Raw genomic sequence first — 17857 nt, 5'->3', positions numbered from 1 at the left:
CCGGTCACCCCGCGCGACATCCTCGGCCGAATGCCTCAGGCCTCCGGGGCTTCGATCCCGCCGACCAGGGCCCGGACCGTCGCCGCCGCGAACTCCTCCGGATCCGCGGGCACCAGCGCCTCGGCCGGGGCCTCCCCGGCGTAGAAGACCTCCAGGAAGGCCCGGTGGAAGCAGGCGCCGATCAGCAGCATCGCGGCGGCGTGCGGGTCGACGTCGGCGGCGACCCGGCCGAGCCGCTGTTCGGCGCGCAGGTACTCGGCCAGGTGGGAGCTGACGTGGTGCGGACCGGCGTCGTCGAGCTTGCGGCGGTGGGCGGCGAGCAGCTCGGGGCTGGCGAGCAGGCCGCCGGCCATCGGGAAGGACTGCCGGTAGAACGGCACGGCGATCAGCACGACCGCCTCCAGGTGCTCGGGCACCGAGCCCTGCCCGGCCCGGTCGGGGAGTTCGGCGACGGCCGCGGCCAGGCGCGGGGCGCGTTCGCGCAGGACGCGGACGAAGATGTCCTCCTTGTCCCGGAAGTGCTTGTACAGCGCCGCCTCCGAGCAGCCGGCCTCCCGCGCGATCTGCTTCGTGGTGGCGCGGACCAGTCCGACCGTGCCGATCAGCCGGGCGGCGGCATCCAGCACCCGGGCCCTGGTCAGCGCCCCGCCGGTGAGCGGCCGGCCGTCCTCGCGGTTCCCCTCGTTCGTCATGGGCACCAGCCTACCTTGACAGGTGGGTGAGCACTCACCCACCATGAAGAGGACAGCAGAAGTGAGCACTCACCCACCCCACGGGAGGGGCCATGAAACTCACCGTCCTGGGCGCCACCGGCGGCATCGGCCGCCAGCTGGTCACCCTCGCCCTCGCCGACGGACACCTGGTCACGGCCGCCGTCCGCGACCCGGCCCGACTCCCCCTCCGACACGACCGGCTGACCGTGGTCAAGGCCGACGCCCTCGACGCCGCCTCGCTGGAGCCGGTGGTCGCGGGCGCCGACGCCGTCCTCTCGGCCATCGGCCAGGCCGGCCGGCGCGATCCACTCAAACCCGCCTCCAACTCCGCCCGCGCGGCGGCCGCCGCCATGACGGCCACCGGGGTGCGCCGCCTCCTGGTGGTCAGCGCCGCCCCGCTCAACCGCTCCGGGGCCGGGCAGCCGCTGCTCGCCGCGAAGGCCTTCGGCCCGCTGCTCTGGGCGGTGCTCCGGGACGTGTACACCGACCTGGAGGCGATGGAAGGCGTGCTGCGCGCGAGCGACCTGGACTGGACGGCCGTCCGGCCGCCGCGACTGACCGACCGGCCGGGCCGGGGCCGCTACCGGCACGCCGTAGAGTCCGGGCCCGCCGGGTCCACCGTGCCGCGCGCCGACGTCGCCCGGGCCATGCTGGACCTGGTCACCGACCCGACGAGCTTCCGGCACGCGGTCGGCGTCAGCTCCTGAGCATCGCGAGCGGTGTTTACCGTTCCTCCACGGATGTGTCCGGGAAGTGGAGTTGGTGCGTCCTGACCCCTTGTCAGGCGGAACGTTCCTCCCTACCTTCGTGCTTCGGGATCCCGGCCCGCTCGGTCAGCCGCAGGGGCCGCGGCCCGCACCATCACCGGAGGCACGACAAGATCTGGAGGTTTCCCATGCCCGGAACCATGATCGAGGAGATCCGCGACGCGGGTCCGCTGCTGGTCGATGACGAGACCATCGCGTTCGAGGACGACGACCGCGGCGACCGCGAGGCCACAGCATGTCTCGCCGACCCGTGGGTGACCGCCACCACCCGCTTCGCCTGCGACTTCAACTCCTGACGGTGACCGGTTCCACCGCCGGACGCGGCGACCGGTCCGACGAGACCTGGTCGTACCTGAACGACCCGCGGATGCCGGCGGTGGAGCACGGTTGGAAGCTGCACGTCTCGGCCCGCCCCGGCGGGCTCGACACCCTGCTCGCCCTCGCCCTGCCCGTGCTGGCCCGGCACGTCTGCCACGCCAAGTGGGCGCGCGGCCCCGAGGTGCTGCGGGAGCTCAACTCCGGTGCGCGGAGCGCCGCTTCGGTCGGCAAGGCGCTCACCGTCTACCCGGCGCCGGGCACCGCCGTCGCACTGGCCGCGGAACTGGTCGCGGCGCTGCGCGGGCAGCAGGGACCGCAGGTCGTGAGCGACCGGCGGGTCGACCCCGACGCCCCCGTCTACTACCGGTACGGGCCCTTCACCGGCGACTACCGCACCGGGCGCGGCGGCCGCCTGGAGTCCGTCATGGTCGGCCCCGACGGCCGGGCCTTCGACGGGCTGGCGGCCGGCTCCTACCGGTGCCCGCCCTGGGCCGAGGACCCGTTCCCGCACAAGGCGGTGCCCACCCAGGACTCCCCCGGACTCGGCGGCGGCCGCTACCGGATCACCGGCGGCATCGCCCGCAAACCCCAGGGCAACGTCTACCGGGCGGTGGACCTGACCACCGGACGGCCCGTGGTCGTCAAGCAGGCCCGGGCCTTCGTCGCCGAGGACGAGTCCGGCGCCGACGCCCGCGACCGGCTGCGCAACGAACGGGCGGTGCTCACCGCACTCGACGGCCTCCCCGGCGTGCCCCGGGCCCTCGACGCGTTCCGGCACCGCTCGGACGAGTACCTGGTGATGACCAGCTGCGGCGACCGGGACCTGCGCCGGGACGTCCAGGAGCACGGCCCGTACGAGGCCGCCCGGCTCGCCGAACTGGCCCACCGGCTGCTGCGCCTGCTGGACGGCATCCACCGCCGGGGCGTGGTCGTCCGCGACCTCAAACCCGACAACGTCGCACTGGACGCCGAAGGCCGCTGCCACCTGGTCGACTTCGGCATCAGCGCGCTGGACGGCACCGGCCCGGACGGCTCGACCCCCGGCTACAGCGACCCGGTACGCCGCCCGCCCGGGCAACCCGCGCGGCCCGCCGACGACTTCCACGCCCTGGGCGCGACCCTCGGCTTCGCCGCCACCGGGCTGGACCCGGTGATCGTCGACGGCGACGCCGCCGTCAACCGGGAGCGCACCCTGGCCGGGCTGGCCTGGGCCCTGCCCGGCGAGGAGCACCGTCAACTCCGCTCACTGATCGCCGAGTTGACCAGCCCCGACCCGGCTGTCCGCACCACCGGCGCGGACCGGCTCCGCGGTGGCAAGGCCGTCCGGACACCACCCCCGCCGCTGCCACGCCGCTACCGGCTCGACCCCGACCGGCTCCGCGAGGTCGTCGAGCACACCACCGCGTACTGCGTCGCCGAGGCGCACCGGATCGCCGACCCGGTGCTCGCCGCCCGAGCGGCCGTCCCGACGCCGATCGACGTCTACGGCGGCAGCGCGGGACTCGGCCTGGAACTCCTCCACCACCTCCACCGGCCCGGCGTGCCGGAGGCCGTGGCGGCGCTGGCCGAGTGGACGGCGGGGCAGTCCCGGCGGCTGTCCCCGGGGTTCTACTCGGGCCGCACCGGGGTCGACCTGTTCCTCGCCCGGGCCGGGTCGCCCATCGGCGGAGGCGAGGACCTGCCCGCCCACGGCCCGGACGGCGGACCGCCCGAGGCCGACCTGATCGAGGGCGTCGCCGGAATCGGCATCGGCCGGCTGCTGCTCGCCCGGGCCCATCCCGCCGGGCGGGACCGGCACCTCGCCGTCGCCGCCGAGTGCGCCCGGCTGCTGGCCACCGGCCGGGCCCGTCTGTCACCCGCCGGGGCGGACACGCCGGGCAGTGCCGCACTGCGCGAGGGCCTGGCACACGGCACCGCGGGCGTCGCCTACTTCCTGCTGGAGTACGGGAGCACCGGCGGCGACCGGGCCGACGCAGGCCTGCGCCCGACTCGCCGCCGACATCCCGGCGCTGATCGCCCGGGCCACCGCGCCGGGGGCGACCCGCCGCTACGGCTCCTGGTGCCGGGGCCTGGCCGGGGTCGGATCGGTGCTGGTCCGGGCCGCTGACCGGCTGGCCGAACCCGGGTACCTGGACCTCGCCCGGCAGACCGCCCGCACCTGCGCCGCGCTCGCGCCCCGGATGCCGCTGGTCGCCCAGTGCTGCGGGCTGGCCGGGGTCGGTGAGCTGCTGGTGGACGTCGCCGTCGCGTCCGGCCCGGGCACCGGCCCGGGCGGCGGTACCGGAGCCGAGGAGTTCTGGGACGCCGCCGACGCCGTCGCGGCGATCCTCCTGAGCCGCAGCGGCGGCCCGCCGTCCCGTCCGGTGTTCCCGGACACCGGCCTCGCCCGGCCGAGCGCCACCTGGGCCGGCGGCTCCGCCGGGGTGCTCGGCTTCCTCCGCCGGCTGCACGAGCGGGGCGGGCCGCGCCTCGGCCTCCTCGACTGACGCCACACTTCGCCTCGGGCCTGTATCGGGGCCCGGTCAGCCCCGGAAGACCTGCCACTGCGTCGACGAGGCGTCCGTACGGGTCGTCCAGTGGCCGAGCGGCAGGGCCGGCAGCTCGGCCAGGGACGGATCACCGCCCAGCAGGTGCGCGGCATGGACCAGCTTCGGGCCGCCCTTCCACCACCGCGGCTCGGTGGCCGAGAACGCCTGCCAGTCGCCGTCCCGGTCGAGGAACACGCTCACCACGGGCTCCCCGCGGTGCACGCGCTTCGACACGAACACCGGCGCGTCCGGGTCAAGGGGATGCACCGGACCGCAGTCCGCATGCGACTCCGCGGTCACAACACCCTCCTCAGCTGGTCAGGACCCCATCCCAGCACAGCCCCCGCCACCCCGTCGCACCGGGTCCGAGCGGTCATGGGGTCCAGAGGGTCAGGGGTCCAGGGGGTCAGGGCACGATCTCGCCCTCGACCGCCGGCCCGGCCGCCGCCCAGTACCCGCGGTCCGTCGGCGGACGCGACCGCAGGTCGTCGCGGACCTGCCCGGCCAGCCGTCGGGTGTCCCGCCGGTTGACCGTCGCGCCGATGCCCGCGCCCAGCAGCAGCGGGGTCACGGACGGCAGCCGGCGCATCCAGCTGCGGGTGAGCCGGCGCCGCACCTGCTGGCGCACCTCCGCCCCCAGGGCCAGCGCCGCGAAGCCCGCCGGGCGGGTCAGCAGCATGGCGTCGATCCCCCGGCGGTTCGCCCAGGCCCCCAGGTAGGCCCCGGCCCGCTGGGTGGCACTGCCCTGCGCCGGGACGCCGTAGACCTCGTGCAGCTCGGCGATCAGCTTCACCTCCACGGCCGCGACCGCCAGCGTCTCGGCCGCGATCTCCAGCGGCATCGCGGGCGGCACCGGCAGCATGGCCGCCGCCCCGACGCCCGCGCCGAGGGCGGCGGAGGCCCGGGTGGCACCGGCCACCAGAAGGTCGGCCAGCCGCTCGGGGTCGGCCGCGTCCGGGTGCTGGGAGCGCAGGGTCGCGAGGTCGCGGACCGGGATCCGCGGCGCCGTACGCACCAGCTGCTCGGTCAGCGCCTTGCCGCCGAGCGCCGCGCCCCGGGCCGCTGCCCGCCCCCCGCTGCCCAGCCGCCCGGCCACGCCCGCCACCAGCGCCCGCCCCCGCCCGCGCTCCGCGTGGTACTCGGCGACCTGCCAGGCCCCGGTGGGCTGCTCGGCCCCCTCCACCAGCTCGGCGAGGCCCTCGGCCAGACCCCCCTCCGGACCGGACTCCCCCCGGGGAACGGGCCCGGGACGCACCGGACCGGAACGGTCCGGCCGCTTGAAGCGCCCCGGCTTTCGGAAGACTGCCATGCACTTCCGGTACCCCGTCCGCCCGCCCGACACGCCCTGCTCACCCATCTCCACACCACCCGGCACCTCTCGGTGACGAAGAGCAGCGGGCACCTGGCGGTGTTCATCGCCGCGTCGTTCCTCGGCCACCTCGCCTCCGGGTGGCTCTCCGACCGGACCGGCCGGCGTCCCCGGCGGACCGGGCGCGCAGTTCGCCGCGGCCCCGGGCGGCGCTCCGGCCCGCCTCGCCCGCACGGCGGGACCCGGCCGCGGCTGAGCGCCCCGCCCGGGACGGCAGCGCGCGCCGGGGGCGAGCTCGCCGGTGATCGTGACGGCGGTAGGGTCGGTGCCGAGAAGCGCGGCGGGACGCACCGGGGGAGAAGTCCGTTGAAGACCTTTTCGTGGGGCCGGCGGAGACCCCGCCAGGAGCCCGCGGAGCGACCGGTGGCCCGGCGCGACTACCTGCCCGGCGAGCAGGAGGCCCTGCTCATCGGCATCCTGCTCGGCACGGCGGCCGGTGTCAGGACGGACGAACGGTACGACGCGGCCTCGCAGTTGGAGGACTTCCCGTCCGACCAGGTGGTCGCGGCGCTAGCCGGGGTCGCCGGTGATCCGGCCCAGCCGGACGAGACCCTGGTGGACCTGTGCGCCGAGTCGCTCGCCGGGATCTGGATCCACCGCGGCGCCGTCGACCACCACCTGCTCGCCCGGCTGGGCCCGCGCGGCCGGCGCGAGGCGGAGCGCACGGTGGCCCACCGCGCGCCGGAGCTGCTCGCCCGCTGAGCGCGAACCGGACGACCGTGGGCCCGGCGGCAGCTGCCGCCGGGCCCACGAACGCACAGGAGAGGCTTAGTTGGGAGCGGAGGCCACGGAGGCGACGGCCTCGGCCAGGGTGGCCCGGTACATGCCCATCGAGGGGTTCAGGACCTTGGCGTCGGCCCCGAGCGGGAAGTTCTGGATGCTCGCCAGCGGCATGTTGCCGTCCTCGTCGTCGGCCAGCACGTTGACCTCGTTGATGCCGGGGGTGGTCCCGGCGGTGGCACCGCTCGGGTCGAGGTCGAGCACCACGTAGGCGGTCTTGCCCGCCGCGACGGTGTACCGCATGGTCCCGGCGGCGAGGATCGGCTTGAGGTTCTTGCTCTGGTCGCGGGTCGCGGAGTTGCCCAGGTCCACACCCGGCGTGGCGCTCAGGGTGCACGCGCCGCCGCCCTTGTTCTGCACCTCGATCACCCGCTGGCTGGGCGCGCCGGAGCGGGCCGACAGGTGGATCGAGAGGTTCTGGACGTCGCACGGGCCACCGGCCGCGCCCCCGGAGCCGGACTTGGTGCTGCCGCCGGACGGCGCGTGCGTGGTGGGCCGCGCGCCCGTGCCCGTGGTGGGCGCGCCCGCCGGGGCCGGACCGCCCACCGTCGGCTTCGCGGCCACCGTGTTGCTCGCGGAGGGCGCCGGCCCGGCGGCCGTGTCGGTGTTGTCGGGCCCGCAGGCGGTCAGCGCCAGCCCCGCGCCGGCGAGAACGGTGGCGACGAGCAGCGGACGACGGTGGCGGACGGACATGGTGGCTCCCCGATGACGGTGTGTGCTGACTGCTTGGAACACTCCACAAGACGTCGGCCCACCGGATTCGGTGGCACCTCCGGCGTCACAATCACCAGGACATGACAGGGACGGGACTGTGACACGCGTTCGGGGGCGGGCCGGTTGACAACCCCCTCCCGGTGATGATCAGTCAGCCTGGCCGGTGGTGGCCCGCGAGCTGCCGGAAGTCCGGGTGGCCGTGGAAGAGTTCGGGGTAGGTGCCGGTGGCGGTGGCGGTGCCGTCGGAGAGCATGACGACGGTGTCGGCCGCCTCGATGGTGGACATCCGGTGGGCGATGACGAGGATGGCGCACTCCTCCCGGAGGGCGTGCAGGTTGAGCGTCAGGGCGGCTTCGTTGGCCGGGTCGAGGTGGGCGGTGGGTTCGTCCATCAGCAGCAGCCGGGGGCGGGCAAGGAGGGCGCGGGCGATGGCGACGCGTTGCCGTTCGCCGCTGGAGAGGCGTACGCCGCGTTCGCCGACCTCGCTGTCGAGCCCGTCCGGCAGGCGGTTCACCTTCCCGGTGAGGTTGACCAGGTCGAGGACCTGCCGGAGCCGCTCGTCGGTGGCGTCCGGCGCGGCGTAGCGGAGGTTGTCGCGCAGGGTTCCGTGCAGGATCGGGCAGTCCTGTTCGACCCAGCCGAGGTGGGAGCGCCACTGGGCGAGGCCGAGGTCGGCGGCGGGCTGCCCGTCGATCCGCAGGCTGCCGCTCCAGGGTTCGTAGAAGCGGTTGATCAGGGCGAAGGTGGTCGACTTCCCGGCCCCCGACGGTCCCACCAGGGCGACCAGCGCGTGCTGCGGCACGGTGAGGGAGAGCCCTTGGAGGACGGGGGCGTCCGGGCTGTAGCCGAACCGCAGGTCGCGCAGTTCCAGCGCGGGCGCCGGACCGCGGCCGGCGGGGCGCGGCGGGGTGGCACGGCCGGGCCGGGCCGGGGTGTCCTCCTCGACGGGGAGCGCGTACACCTCCTGGACGCGTTCCACGGACCCCTTGGCCCGGTTCACCGAGGCGATGCCCTCCATCAGTTCGGTGACGGGGCCGGTGAGTTGGGAGGCGTAGAGCAGCATCGCCACCAGGGCGCCGAGCGACAGGGCGCCCTGGTCGACCCGGGCCGTGCCGAACAGCAGCACCAGGATGAAGGCGGCGTTGATGGCGAGTTGGGCGGTGGGGGCGACCACGGCGGTGAGCCGGGCGCTGCGCACCGCGGCGTCGTAGGCGCGGTGCGCGAGGGCGTCGAGGTGGTCGATCTCCCGCTGCTCGGCACGGTTGGCCCGGACGGTGCGCAGCGCGGACAGGGCGCGCTCCAGTCCGGCGGAGATCGCGCCCACCGCGGTCTGCAGCGCCGTGGAGGTGCGGCCGATCTCGGCCGACAGCCGGTTGATCACCAGGCCGCAGCCGAGCAGCACCCCCAGGATGAGCAGCATCAGCAGCGGGTCCAGCACGAACATGGCGACGACGCTGCCCAGCGCGACGCACAGGTTGGTGGCGATCTGGACCGAGACGTGGGTCAGCGCCTCGCGCAGCACGACCACGTCCGTCGAGGCGCGCGCCATCAGGTCGCCGACCCGCTGGCGGTCGAAGGCGTCCATCCGGACCCGCAGCAGGTGCGCGGTCAGACCGGTGCGCAGGCCCAGCACGAAGCGCTCGCCGGTGCGTTCCAGCAGGAAGGTGGCGCAGGCCCCGATCAGTGCCTGGGTGAGCAGCAGCAGGACGAGGACGGCGCACGGCAGCAGCAGCGGTCGGTGCGAGGTGACGGCGTCGACCACGCCCTTGGCCGCCAGCGGCTGCGCGACGCCGACTCCGGCGGCGGTCAGGGTGAGCAGCAGGGCGGCGCCCAGGGCGCGTCGCCGGCCCCTGGTGAGGGTCCACAGCTGGCGGAGCATCGTACGCACGTCTCCCTTCGTGGGGCGTCGGGTGCTCGGTCAGCAGGTCTCGACGAGGCCGGAGGTGCGCAGCCGTTCGGTCATGGCGGTCAGGTCCTGGCGCGCCTGGGTCGGCGCGATGGCGAAGTGGTCGGCGAACTCCTCGGCGACCTGGTCCAGGGTGCTGCCGTCCAGCAGCCGCTGGAGCGCGTAGGCGCCGGTCTGGTTGAGCTGCCAGTAGTGCCCGGTGCGCCGGCTGAGCAGCACGGCGCCGTCGTCGGTGTCGGTGGACACGGTGTGGTCGGTCAGGCGGAGCGTCATGGTCGGGGCCTTCTCCGGATGCGTCGGGGTGGCGGGCGGGTCGGGGCCGGTGCGGGCCGGGACGGCGGGCGGGTCGGGCCGTCAGGCCGTGCGCGCCGGCTGCTTGGGGGCGACGGTGACCAGCGGCCGGAAGTAGCCGTCGGGGTAGGGCTCGTCGATGACCCGGCCCTCCGCCTCGACCCAGGCGTGGGCGGCGAAGGGCGTGGTGCGCACGCCGGCCTGCCAGGTGGGCCAGGCGCCCCTGAACCGGCAGAGCAGGGCGGTGGCGATGGAGCGTTGGAGGCAGTTGTGCACGGCGCAGCGCAGGCTGACGGCGACGACGGCGGCCCGGGCCTCGGAGGCCTGGGCGGCGGTGCCCGGGCGGGCGCCGGTACTGAGGACGCCGAGGACGGCCTGGAGGCGGTCGGGCCGCAGCGTGGACAGCGGCCGGGCGACGGCCACGGCGGCCAGCGGCAGCAGGCGCCGGTGCAGGGGCAGCCGGGTGCGGGCCCGGAGGGCGTAGGGCGGGCTGGTCACGGATTCTCCTCGGGGTGGGGTGCGCGGCCGGGGCGGCCGGTGCCGCTGAGGGTCCGCTCGGTCGATGCGGCGGGCGCGCCGGGGCGGGCGGCGAACGCGCCGGGCCGGGCGGCGATCTCCCGCAACCACAGCTCGGCGCCGATCGTGGCCTCCAGTTGGGCGGACCAGACGTCCTCGGTGCGCGGGGGTGTGATCAGGGTGGTCCGGAGCCGGTCCGGGTCGATCAGGCCCAGGTGCGCCAGCCGGGAGTCCTCGAACAGGTCGAGCAGGTCGGGGACGTGTTCCTGGAGGGCGCGGTCGACGGGCTCCTCGCAGTCGCCCTTGGTGGTCCGGTCGAGGATCGTCCCGGGCACCAGCCCGCGCATCGCGGTCGCCAGCACGGGCTTGAACTGCCAGGGGCTGTACCGCTCGTGGGGCCGGACGGCCAGCACGGCCTCGACCACCCGGTCGTCCAGGTACGGCAGTTCCAGCGGGAGCCCGGAGGCGGTGTACTCGCGGCAGACCAGGCGCAGCACCGGGCCGGCGCTGCGCAGCGCGGTGAGGGCCTCGTGCTGTCCCCGGTCCCGGGCCAGCGGGACGATCCGGTCGGCGACCTCGTGGAAGACCCGCTGGGTGGTGCGCACCGCGTCGCCGGTGGCCCAGGGTGTGGCCGGGAGCCGCTCCCCCCAGCCGAGGGCGGGCCCCCGGGACGGCGGGGCGGTGCGGGCCAGGTCGTCGGCGCACTGCCGCCACCAGGTGCCGAGGTCTCCGCCGCGCAGCAGCCCGGCGAGGCTGGGCAGCAACGGCCAGCTGTTCAGGGCGCGGTGGGCGCCGAGCTGGCGCCAGGCGGTCACCGGCCGGTGGCGGAAGAGCGTGCGCAGGTAGGCGGCCCCGCCGGTGAACAGTTCGTCGGCGCCGTGGCCGGCCAGGTGCCGGGTGGCGCCGTGGTCGACGAGGTGGCGGATCCCGTACCGGATGGCGTTCATGCCGCGGGTCGCGGCGCGCGGGGCCTCGGTGTCGACCGCCCAGTACGGCGGGGAGAACACCGGCGGGGCGTCGGTGTCCGGCACGCTCAGGTGCTGGGCGCCCGGCAGCAGGCGGGCGGCGTGGGCGGCGTACACCGGGTCGTCGTTGATGGCGCTGCCGCCGGTCCAGCAGAAGGTCAGCAGGTCGGGGTGGTGTTCGGCGGCGAGGAAGCACAGCGAGGTGGAGTCCATGCCGCCGGAGAGGTCGGCCGACAGCCGCCCGTCGGGCCGGCGCAGGGCGACCGCCTCGCGCAGCCGCTCGCGCACTCCGGCGGCCCCGGGGTCCAGCGGGAGGTCGGGCTCCGGGGGCTGCCACCAGCGGACGTCCCGGGCGGGGCCGGCGGTGGGCAGCAGCAGGCAGGAGTCGGGGGCGACCTGCCGGACGCCGCGCCACCAACTGCGTTCGCCCAGCGGGGCGAAGAGCATGCCGTACGTCACGCTCGCGGCGATCAGGTCCTCGTCCGGTTCGGCGCCGGTGAGCCCGGCGAGCACGTCGGCCCGGTCCGCGGCGATCGGCACGCCGTCCACGAGGGCGGTGTACACCGCCCTGGTGCCGGTGACGGTGCCCTGGAAGCGCACCCAGCCGTGGGCCGAGGCGATCACATGGGTGTTGCCGGGGAGGCTGCGGGCGAGCGCGTCCAGGTCGGACAGTTCGCGCACCGTGCGGGTGAGGGCGTCGAGGCGGTCCTGCCCGACCGGGCTCAGCCCGTGGACCGCGACCCGGACGGGGCCGGCCTCGGACACCACCAGGTCCTCCGGCGACCACGACCCGGCCAGCCAGGGCCGTCCGGACGCGTGGGCGACGGACCGTGGTGCCGTGTCGCCGAGTCGGCGATGGACCCGGGCGCCGTCCGGGGAGTCCGGAAGGACCACCAGGTGGTCGTTGAGCGACTGCACGAGCCCACCCCCAGGTGTCACGGCGGCGTGGGTGCCGCCGGTTCTCCGGAACCGTGCACCACCGGGGGAAGGCGACACAACCGGGCAAGGTCCACTTCCCCCATGGATCACGCCATTCACCCACCGAAAGAAGCAGGATGATTGTCGTTCCATCACATTCGAACGTCGTCAAGAAAGCGTTTGGCATGGACACTCCTGTTGCCACAGTTCACTTCTGTGTCCCAACTACTGTTCCGGCCGATCCGGCCGAAAGACGTTCCGTCCGCGATCCACCTGCGGAAACGTGAATTTCCCCGCCATTGGCCGGATCTGACGATGCGACTGGACACTCCCGGCGGCCAGCGGTCCCAATGGAGTCACGCCATCCACAGGCTTCGGCCTCGATGCAGAGGAGAGAACCATGGCCAAGAACATCCAGCTGCCCAAGCGCTACACCCCGCCCACGGCCGCCAAGGTCGGCGACTTCAGCAAGGACACGGACGGCACCATCTACACCAAGAAGGACGCCACGACCCTGGGTTTCAAGAAGCCGCGCTGACCTCGGCCTAGCTGACCCGGACTCGATCGCCACAGCCCGCCGGCCCCGCCGGCGGGCTGTTCCGCGTCCACGGACGCCGGTGTCCGCGGGCGTTCGCATCCCAACACACCGGGAATTGAACCACCGAAGGCCGTCCGCACGTTGGAATAGCGGAACTCCCGGTGAATCCCGGGGGAATGGCCGAAGTTCCCGACCGTAATCCGGTCCGGGAACTTCGACGTGTACCGACCTACGGTCGCACCGCCCCCACCGTCGCCGCCGGTCCCGCTCCTGCCCCCACCCCGCCCCTGGCGGCGCGACAAGGCCTTGGTATGAGCACGGCAAAGGGTTCCCCGCCCCGCGTCCACCATCTGGACGGACGGACGGCCGAGTTGATGTGGTGTCCGGGCTCAACCCGCGGGCCGGCCGGTCCGCAGGCCTGTACGGACGAACCTCCCACACCCTCACACCCGGGAGCAGACACATGCGCACCCCCCTCAAGGCCGCCGCCCACACCCTCACGGCGCTGGCCCTGGCCGCCTTCGGCACCACCGCCCTGGCCGCCGGCGCCGAGGCCCAACCCGCCCCGGCCGCCGCCCACTTCGGGGCCAAGCCGCTCCACCCCGGCACCACCGCCAAGAGCCCGACCGCGACGTCCGGCAACACCCTGTCGGTCCGCTCCGCCGCGACCCAGGGCGTGGTCTCCCCCACCCCCAAGGTGTACCTGGTGTTCTGGGGCTCGCAGTGGTCCTCCGACCCGGCCGGGGTCGCCCCCGACATGCAGAACATGTTCAAGGGCCTCTACGGCAGCCAGGACACCTGGGGCACCATCCTCAGCCAGTACTGCGAGGGCGTCGCCAGGGGCACCACCACCTGCGGCACCAAGGGCACCCACGTCCAGCACCCGGCCTCCTCCCCGCTGGCCGGCGTCTGGTTCGACAACGCCGCCGCCACCCCGGCCAACGCCACCGCCGCCCAGATCGCCGCCGAGGCGGGCAAGGCCGCCGCCCACTTCGGCAACACCACCCAGGCGCCCAACCTCAACGCCCAGTACGTGGTGGTCTCCCCCACCGGCACCCACCCGGACGGCTTCCCCAACTCCGGCTTCTGCGCCTGGCACGACAAGACCAGCAGCTCCTACGGCACCCTGGCCTACACCAACCTGCCGTACATCCCGGACAACGGGGCGGGCGCCTGCACCACCTTCACCGACGGGCGGCTGCTCTCCGGCATCGAGTCCACCGAGACCCACGAGTACGCGGAGACGGTCACCGACTTCTGGCCCAGCATCGGCTGGAACGGCGGCGGCGGTGAGATCGGCGACGAGTGCGAGAACCTCGACGCCTACGTCACCCTGAGCACCGGCACCTTCGACCTCCAGGGCCTGTGGTCCAACAGCACCAACAAGTGCGTGACGCACGGCTGACGACCGCCCGCTCCGAGGAACCCGGCCCGCCGCGCCCCCCGCGCGGCGGGCCGTCGCTGTCGGGCCGTCACCCTGAGCCGGACTCCGCCGCCCTGACCACGCCTGATACCGTGCGATCGCCGTGGTGTTCGGGAAACCGGTCTGAGTCCGGTGCGGCCCTCGCCACTGTTGCCGCGGAGTTCCGCGGCCCTCGCTGACCGGCTCGCCCAGCGGTCAGGGCCACTGGGCGGGCTCGAAGGAGCCGCCCGGGAAGGTCGGCCGCGGCACGTCGATGCGGAAGCCAGGAGACCGGCCACGGCACGACATGTTCCACGAGGGTTTTGGAGAACACGTGCCCAGCGGTCAGCCGCGTCCGTTCCGATCCATCTGCTCCGTACATCCCATACGTCCCACAAGTCCGATACGTGTCGGCCGGGCGGTCGCCGCCGTCCTGTTCCTCGGCACGCTCGGCGCCTGCACGGGCGCCCCCGCGCCCGCCGCGTCCGGCGGGACGTCCTCAGGTGCCGCGCCGGTCAGCGTGGAGAACTGCGGGACCACCGTGACGGTCGGCACGCCGCCCGAGCGGCTGGTGACGCTGAACGAGGGGGCCACCGAGGTGGCGCTGGCCCTCGGCCTGGAGTCCCGCATGGCCGGTACCGCCTACCTCGACGATGCCGTCCCGGAGAAGTGGAAGGCGGCCTACGACTCCGTCCCGGTGCTCTCCGCGAAGTACCCGACGAAGGAGAAGCTCCTCACCGCCCGCCCCGACTTCCTGTACGCCTCTTACGCCAGCGCGTTCACCGACAAGGTCGCGGGCACCCGGGAGGACCTGCGCGGCCAGGGCGTAGCGTCGTACCTGTCCCCGTTCGGCTGCTCGGACAAGAGCCAGGTGCCGCCGACGACGTGGCAGGCCGCGTGGGGCGAACTGCACGACGTCGCCCAGGTCTTCGGCGTACCGGAGCGGGCCGCCGCGATCCAGCACCAGCAGGAGCAGCAGCTCGCCGGGTTCACGGCGACGGCCGCGGGCAAGGACCTGAAGGTCCTGTGGTACGACTCGGACACCAAGTCGCCGTTCGTCGGCGCCGGCCACGGCGGCCCCCAGCTGGTGCTCGACGCCGTGGGCGCCCGCAACGTCTTCGCGGACCTGCCCGGCGGCTGGCAGAACGTGAGCTGGGAGAAGGTCGTCGCGGCCGACCCGGACGCCATCGTGCTCGCGGACGCCGGCTGGGACACCGCCCAGTCCAAGATCGACTACCTGGAGCACGACCCGGTGCTGAGCAAGCTCGGCGCCGTGCGGCGCAAGGCCTTCGTGGTGGTGCCGTTCTCGGAGTCGACTCCCGGCGTGCGGCTCGCCGACGGCGCCGCCCGGGTCTCGGCGGGGCTGAGCGCGCTGCGCCCGGCTTCATGACCACGGCACCCCACCCCGTCGCGCGGCCCGCCGGTCCGGGCCGCGCGACGGCGGCCCTGGCCGTCGGTGCGGCCCTGCTGCTGGCCACCGTGCTCCTCGGCCTGGCCGTCGGCTCGCACCACGAGCCGCTCCCGACCGTGATCGAGGTCGTGGCGCGCCGGCTCGGACTCGCCGACCCGCAGGTCACCCTGCTGGACGACCGGATCGTCTGGCAGCTGCGGCTGCCCCGGGTCCTGGGAGCGGCCGCCACCGGCGCCGGACTCGCGGTCTGCGGCGCGGTGCTGCAGACCCTGACCGGCAACGACCTGGCCGATCCCTTCCTGCTCGGGATCTCGGACGGAGCCGCCGCCGGCGCGGTGACCGTGATCGTCCTCGGCGTCGGCGTGACCGGCGCCGTGGGCACCGGCGCGGTGGCGACGGCGGCCTTCGCCGGCGCCCTGCTCGCCGCCGTCGTCGTCCTGGTGCTGGCCGGCGCGCGCACCCGGTCGCTGCCGACCGCCCGGACGGTGCTCGCCGGCATCGCGGTGGGCCAACTGTGCGGGGCGTACACCTCGTTCGTCGTGCTGGTCCTCGGGGACCGCGACGCGGCGCGCGGTGTCATGGAGTGGACGCTGGGCTCGGTCGCCGGCGTGCGGTGGCCCACCGCCGTCTTCCTGACCGCGGTCGCCCTGATCGGCGTCACGGTGCTGGCCTCCTCGGCCCGCGACCTGGACGCCTTCGCCTTCGGCGAGACCTCCGCCCGCTCCCTCGGCGTCCACGTCGAGCGCACCCGGTGGGTCCTCATCGCCACCGCCGCGCTGGTGACGGCCTGCCTGGTCGCCAACACCGGGGTCATCGGGTTCCTCGGCCTGGTCGTCCCGCACGTGGTCCGCCTCGTCTGCGGCCCGCGCCACGCCCTCCTGCTGCCCGTATCGGCACTGGTGGGCGCGTCCCTCCTGGTGGGCAGCGACGTCCTGGCCCGCTCGGTCCTCCCCGACCGGGAGATCCCGGTCGGCGTCGTCACGGCCGGGCTCGGAGCGCCCTTCTTCGCCTGGCTGCTGTGGCGCCAGGGCCGGGCCGACGGGGGCACACTGTGACCGCGCCGCCCGCCGCCGAGCTGCGCGCGGAGGGACTCGGCGTGCGCGCCGGCGGCGCGACCCTGCTGGACGCGGTCTCGCTCGCGTTCGCCCCCGGCCGGGTCACCGGCCTGCTCGGACCCAACGGCGCCGGGAAGACCACCCTGCTGCGCGCGGTCGCCGGACTCACCCGGCCGTCCGCGGGGCGCGTCCTCCTGGACGGGGCGGATCTCCACACGCTCACGGCCCGCCGCCGGGCCCAGCGGGTGGCCTTCATGGAACAGCAGGCGGACACCCGGCTGGCCCTGCCGGTCCGCCAGGTCATCGAGCTCGGGCGCACGCCCCACCGGGGCCGCTGGCCCGTGCCGGGGAACTCCGCCGCCGACGCCCACGAGCGGACCGTGGTCGCCGAGGCCGTCGCCGCGGCCGACGTCGGCCACCTGCTCGACCGGGCCTGGCCGACGCTGTCCGGCGGCGAACGGCAACGGGTCCAGCTCGCGCGGGCCCTGGCGCAGGAGCCCGGCGTGCTCCTGCTCGACGAGCCCACCAACCACCTCGACCTGCGCCACCAACTCGGCTTCCTCGCCGCCGTACGCGGACTGGGCATCACCACGGTGGCCGCACTGCACGACCTCGAACTCGCCGCCGCCTACTGCGACGAGGTCGTCGTCCTGCTCGACGGGCGGCTGGTCGCCCACGGGCCCGGCGCCGAGGTGCTCACCTCGGCCACGATCGGGCACGTCTACGGCGTCGACGTCACCGTCGAACGGCACCCCCGGCACGACCGGCCGCACATCCGGTGGAACGGGCTGCTCCACGAAAGGACTTCGCCATGACCTCCCCCACCCCGGATGCCCCCGCGTTGGACGCCCCCGCCCTGGATGCCCCCGCTTTGGACGCCCCCGCCCGCCGCACCGCCACGGTCCTGGTCGGCATGTCGATCGGGGAGGCCGTCCGTCGCAACGAACTGCTCCGGACGGCGGCGTCGCAGCAGGCCTCGATCGCGTTCCTGCAGCAGGCGGACCCCTCCCTGTCGGCCGAGCTGACCAGGCTGGCCGACGCCAGCGCCGGGACCGTGGTCCTGATCGGCGTCCGCCTCGCGGCCACCGGCCCGGCCCAGTCCTGGCTGCGGCGGATCGCGGCGCACTGGTGGCGCGAGCGCACGGGCCACCGGCCGGAGATCCTCGTCGCGACCCGCCTCGCCGACTCACCGGACGCGGTCGCCGCGGTCGCCGCGGCGACGAGGCCCGTCACCGGCGGCGAACCCGGCCTCACCTCCGCGGCCTGGGAGGACGTCACCGGCCACCGGCACCAGGTGCTGGTCTGCCGCGGCCCGCGGTGCACGGCCCTGGGGGCGGAGGAGGCACTGCGCGCCCTGGTGCGGCAGCTGGCCGAGCACGGCCTCGGCGACGACGACGTGCTCGTCACCCAGACCGGGTGCCAGTTCCCCTGCAACCAGGCCCCGGTCGTCAGCGTGCAGCCGGACGACGTCTGGTACGGGGGGATCGACCCGGCGGCCGCCGGCCGCATCGTCACCGAGCACCTGGCCGGCGGACGCCCGGTCGAGTCTCACCGGCTCCCCCGCCACCGGAGTGAACCGGCCGGCCGACCCGACAGCTGACCCCGGCCACCGCGGCCACCGGGGCCGCCTGGTTCCCGGCCGGTCGGCGAGCCCGCGCTCCATCGT

General features: G+C 75.0%; 19 protein-coding genes and 1 riboswitch. Of the genes, 11 read left to right on the top strand and 8 right to left on the bottom strand.

What is annotated here, in order from left to right:
- Window positions 1-35 precede the first annotated feature (35 nt).
- Window positions 36-692 carry a TetR family transcriptional regulator gene (locus tag ACFXPX_RS34140; RefSeq protein WP_380644384.1) on the bottom strand — a complete coding sequence of 219 codons (657 nt, stop codon included), beginning with the start codon at window positions 690-692 and terminating at the stop codon, window positions 36-38.
- Window positions 693-784: 92 nt separating this feature from the next.
- Here ACFXPX_RS34140 and ACFXPX_RS34135 point away from each other — a divergent pair, with 92 nt between their 5' ends.
- From ACFXPX_RS34135 to ACFXPX_RS34120, 4 genes are all read left to right on the top strand, one after another.
- Window positions 785-1420, top strand: a complete 636-nt coding sequence (locus tag ACFXPX_RS34135) for an NAD(P)-dependent oxidoreductase (protein ID WP_380644383.1) — start codon at window positions 785-787, stop codon at window positions 1418-1420.
- Between the two features lie 188 nt (window positions 1421-1608).
- On the top strand, window positions 1609-1776 hold the full coding sequence (locus ACFXPX_RS34130; protein ID WP_380397793.1) for an SflA family class IV lanthipeptide: 168 nt from the start codon (window positions 1609-1611) through the stop codon (window positions 1774-1776).
- 2 nt (window positions 1777-1778) lie between these two features.
- The gene (gene lanL, locus ACFXPX_RS34125; protein WP_380644382.1) at window positions 1779-3905 is read left to right on the top strand and encodes a class IV lanthionine synthetase LanL; all 2127 of its coding nucleotides are present in this window, start codon (window positions 1779-1781) and stop codon (window positions 3903-3905) included.
- Window positions 3886-4284 (top strand): hypothetical protein, encoded by a 399-nt coding sequence (locus tag ACFXPX_RS34120; protein ID WP_380644380.1) that lies wholly within the window; start codon window positions 3886-3888, stop codon window positions 4282-4284. Before lanL ends, ACFXPX_RS34120 begins: the two co-directional genes overlap by 20 nt.
- A gap of 36 nt (window positions 4285-4320) precedes the next feature.
- Here ACFXPX_RS34120 and ACFXPX_RS34115 read toward each other — a convergent pair whose 3' ends face one another.
- Complete coding sequence (locus ACFXPX_RS34115; RefSeq protein WP_380644379.1) at window positions 4321-4527, bottom strand: hypothetical protein; 207 nt, start codon at window positions 4525-4527, stop codon at window positions 4321-4323.
- 205 nt (window positions 4528-4732) lie between these two features.
- On the bottom strand, window positions 4733-5635 hold the full coding sequence (locus ACFXPX_RS34110) for a hypothetical protein (RefSeq protein WP_380592857.1): 903 nt from the start codon (window positions 5633-5635) through the stop codon (window positions 4733-4735).
- A gap of 423 nt (window positions 5636-6058) precedes the next feature.
- Here ACFXPX_RS34110 and ACFXPX_RS34105 point away from each other — a divergent pair, with 423 nt between their 5' ends.
- The gene (locus ACFXPX_RS34105) at window positions 6059-6397 is read left to right on the top strand and encodes a hypothetical protein (RefSeq protein ID WP_380592855.1); all 339 of its coding nucleotides are present in this window, start codon (window positions 6059-6061) and stop codon (window positions 6395-6397) included.
- Window positions 6398-6463: 66 nt separating this feature from the next.
- Here ACFXPX_RS34105 and ACFXPX_RS34100 read toward each other — a convergent pair whose 3' ends face one another.
- From ACFXPX_RS34100 to ACFXPX_RS34080, 5 genes are all read right to left on the bottom strand, one after another.
- Window positions 6464-7168: a DUF4232 domain-containing protein gene (locus ACFXPX_RS34100; protein ID WP_380595289.1), complete on the bottom strand. Its 705-nt coding sequence runs from the start codon at window positions 7166-7168 to the stop codon at window positions 6464-6466.
- A gap of 172 nt (window positions 7169-7340) precedes the next feature.
- Window positions 7341-9068, bottom strand: a complete 1728-nt coding sequence (locus tag ACFXPX_RS34095) for an ABC transporter ATP-binding protein (protein WP_380595287.1) — start codon at window positions 9066-9068, stop codon at window positions 7341-7343.
- 39 nt (window positions 9069-9107) lie between these two features.
- Window positions 9108-9368, bottom strand: a complete 261-nt coding sequence (locus ACFXPX_RS34090) for a lasso peptide biosynthesis PqqD family chaperone (protein WP_380644377.1) — start codon at window positions 9366-9368, stop codon at window positions 9108-9110.
- 81 nt (window positions 9369-9449) lie between these two features.
- A complete protein-coding gene (locus ACFXPX_RS34085) occupies window positions 9450-9884 on the bottom strand; it encodes a lasso peptide biosynthesis B2 protein (RefSeq protein WP_380397781.1) in 435 nt (144 codons plus the stop codon).
- Window positions 9881-11785, bottom strand: a complete 1905-nt coding sequence (locus ACFXPX_RS34080) for an asparagine synthase-related protein (RefSeq protein WP_380644376.1) — start codon at window positions 11783-11785, stop codon at window positions 9881-9883. Before ACFXPX_RS34080 ends, ACFXPX_RS34085 begins: the two co-directional genes overlap by 4 nt.
- A gap of 400 nt (window positions 11786-12185) precedes the next feature.
- On the opposite strand from ACFXPX_RS34080, the gene ACFXPX_RS34075 reads away from it, so the two are divergent.
- The 6 genes from ACFXPX_RS34075 (at window position 12186) to ACFXPX_RS34050 (ending at window position 17791) form a co-directional block, all read left to right on the top strand.
- Window positions 12186-12323, top strand: a complete 138-nt coding sequence (locus ACFXPX_RS34075) for a hypothetical protein (RefSeq protein ID WP_380397777.1) — start codon at window positions 12186-12188, stop codon at window positions 12321-12323.
- A 463-nt stretch (window positions 12324-12786) separates the two neighbouring features.
- Window positions 12787-13728 carry a hypothetical protein gene (locus tag ACFXPX_RS34070; RefSeq protein ID WP_380644374.1) on the top strand — a complete coding sequence of 314 codons (942 nt, stop codon included), beginning with the start codon at window positions 12787-12789 and terminating at the stop codon, window positions 13726-13728.
- A 105-nt stretch (window positions 13729-13833) separates the two neighbouring features.
- Window positions 13834-14040, top strand: a riboswitch (cobalamin riboswitch).
- A gap of 205 nt (window positions 14041-14245) precedes the next feature.
- Window positions 14246-15115 (top strand): ABC transporter substrate-binding protein, encoded by an 870-nt coding sequence (locus ACFXPX_RS34065; protein ID WP_380644373.1) that lies wholly within the window; start codon window positions 14246-14248, stop codon window positions 15113-15115.
- Window positions 15112-16191 carry a FecCD family ABC transporter permease gene (locus ACFXPX_RS34060; protein WP_380644371.1) on the top strand — a complete coding sequence of 360 codons (1080 nt, stop codon included), beginning with the start codon at window positions 15112-15114 and terminating at the stop codon, window positions 16189-16191. Before ACFXPX_RS34065 ends, ACFXPX_RS34060 begins: the two co-directional genes overlap by 4 nt.
- A complete protein-coding gene (locus ACFXPX_RS34055) occupies window positions 16188-17006 on the top strand; it encodes an ABC transporter ATP-binding protein (RefSeq protein ID WP_380644369.1) in 819 nt (272 codons plus the stop codon). Before ACFXPX_RS34060 ends, ACFXPX_RS34055 begins: the two co-directional genes overlap by 4 nt.
- Window positions 17003-17791, top strand: a complete 789-nt coding sequence (locus tag ACFXPX_RS34050; protein ID WP_380644368.1) for a ferredoxin — start codon at window positions 17003-17005, stop codon at window positions 17789-17791. The genes ACFXPX_RS34055 and ACFXPX_RS34050 overlap by 4 nt, the downstream gene beginning before the upstream one ends.
- Window positions 17792-17857: the final 66 nt, after the last annotated feature.

It is taken from the genome of Kitasatospora sp. NPDC059146, from assembly GCF_042786665.1.
GTDB lineage: Bacteria > Actinomycetota > Actinomycetes > Streptomycetales > Streptomycetaceae > Kitasatospora.
The sequence above is the reverse complement of the archived record's forward strand: the minus strand, read 5'-3'. Positions and strand labels throughout refer to the sequence as shown.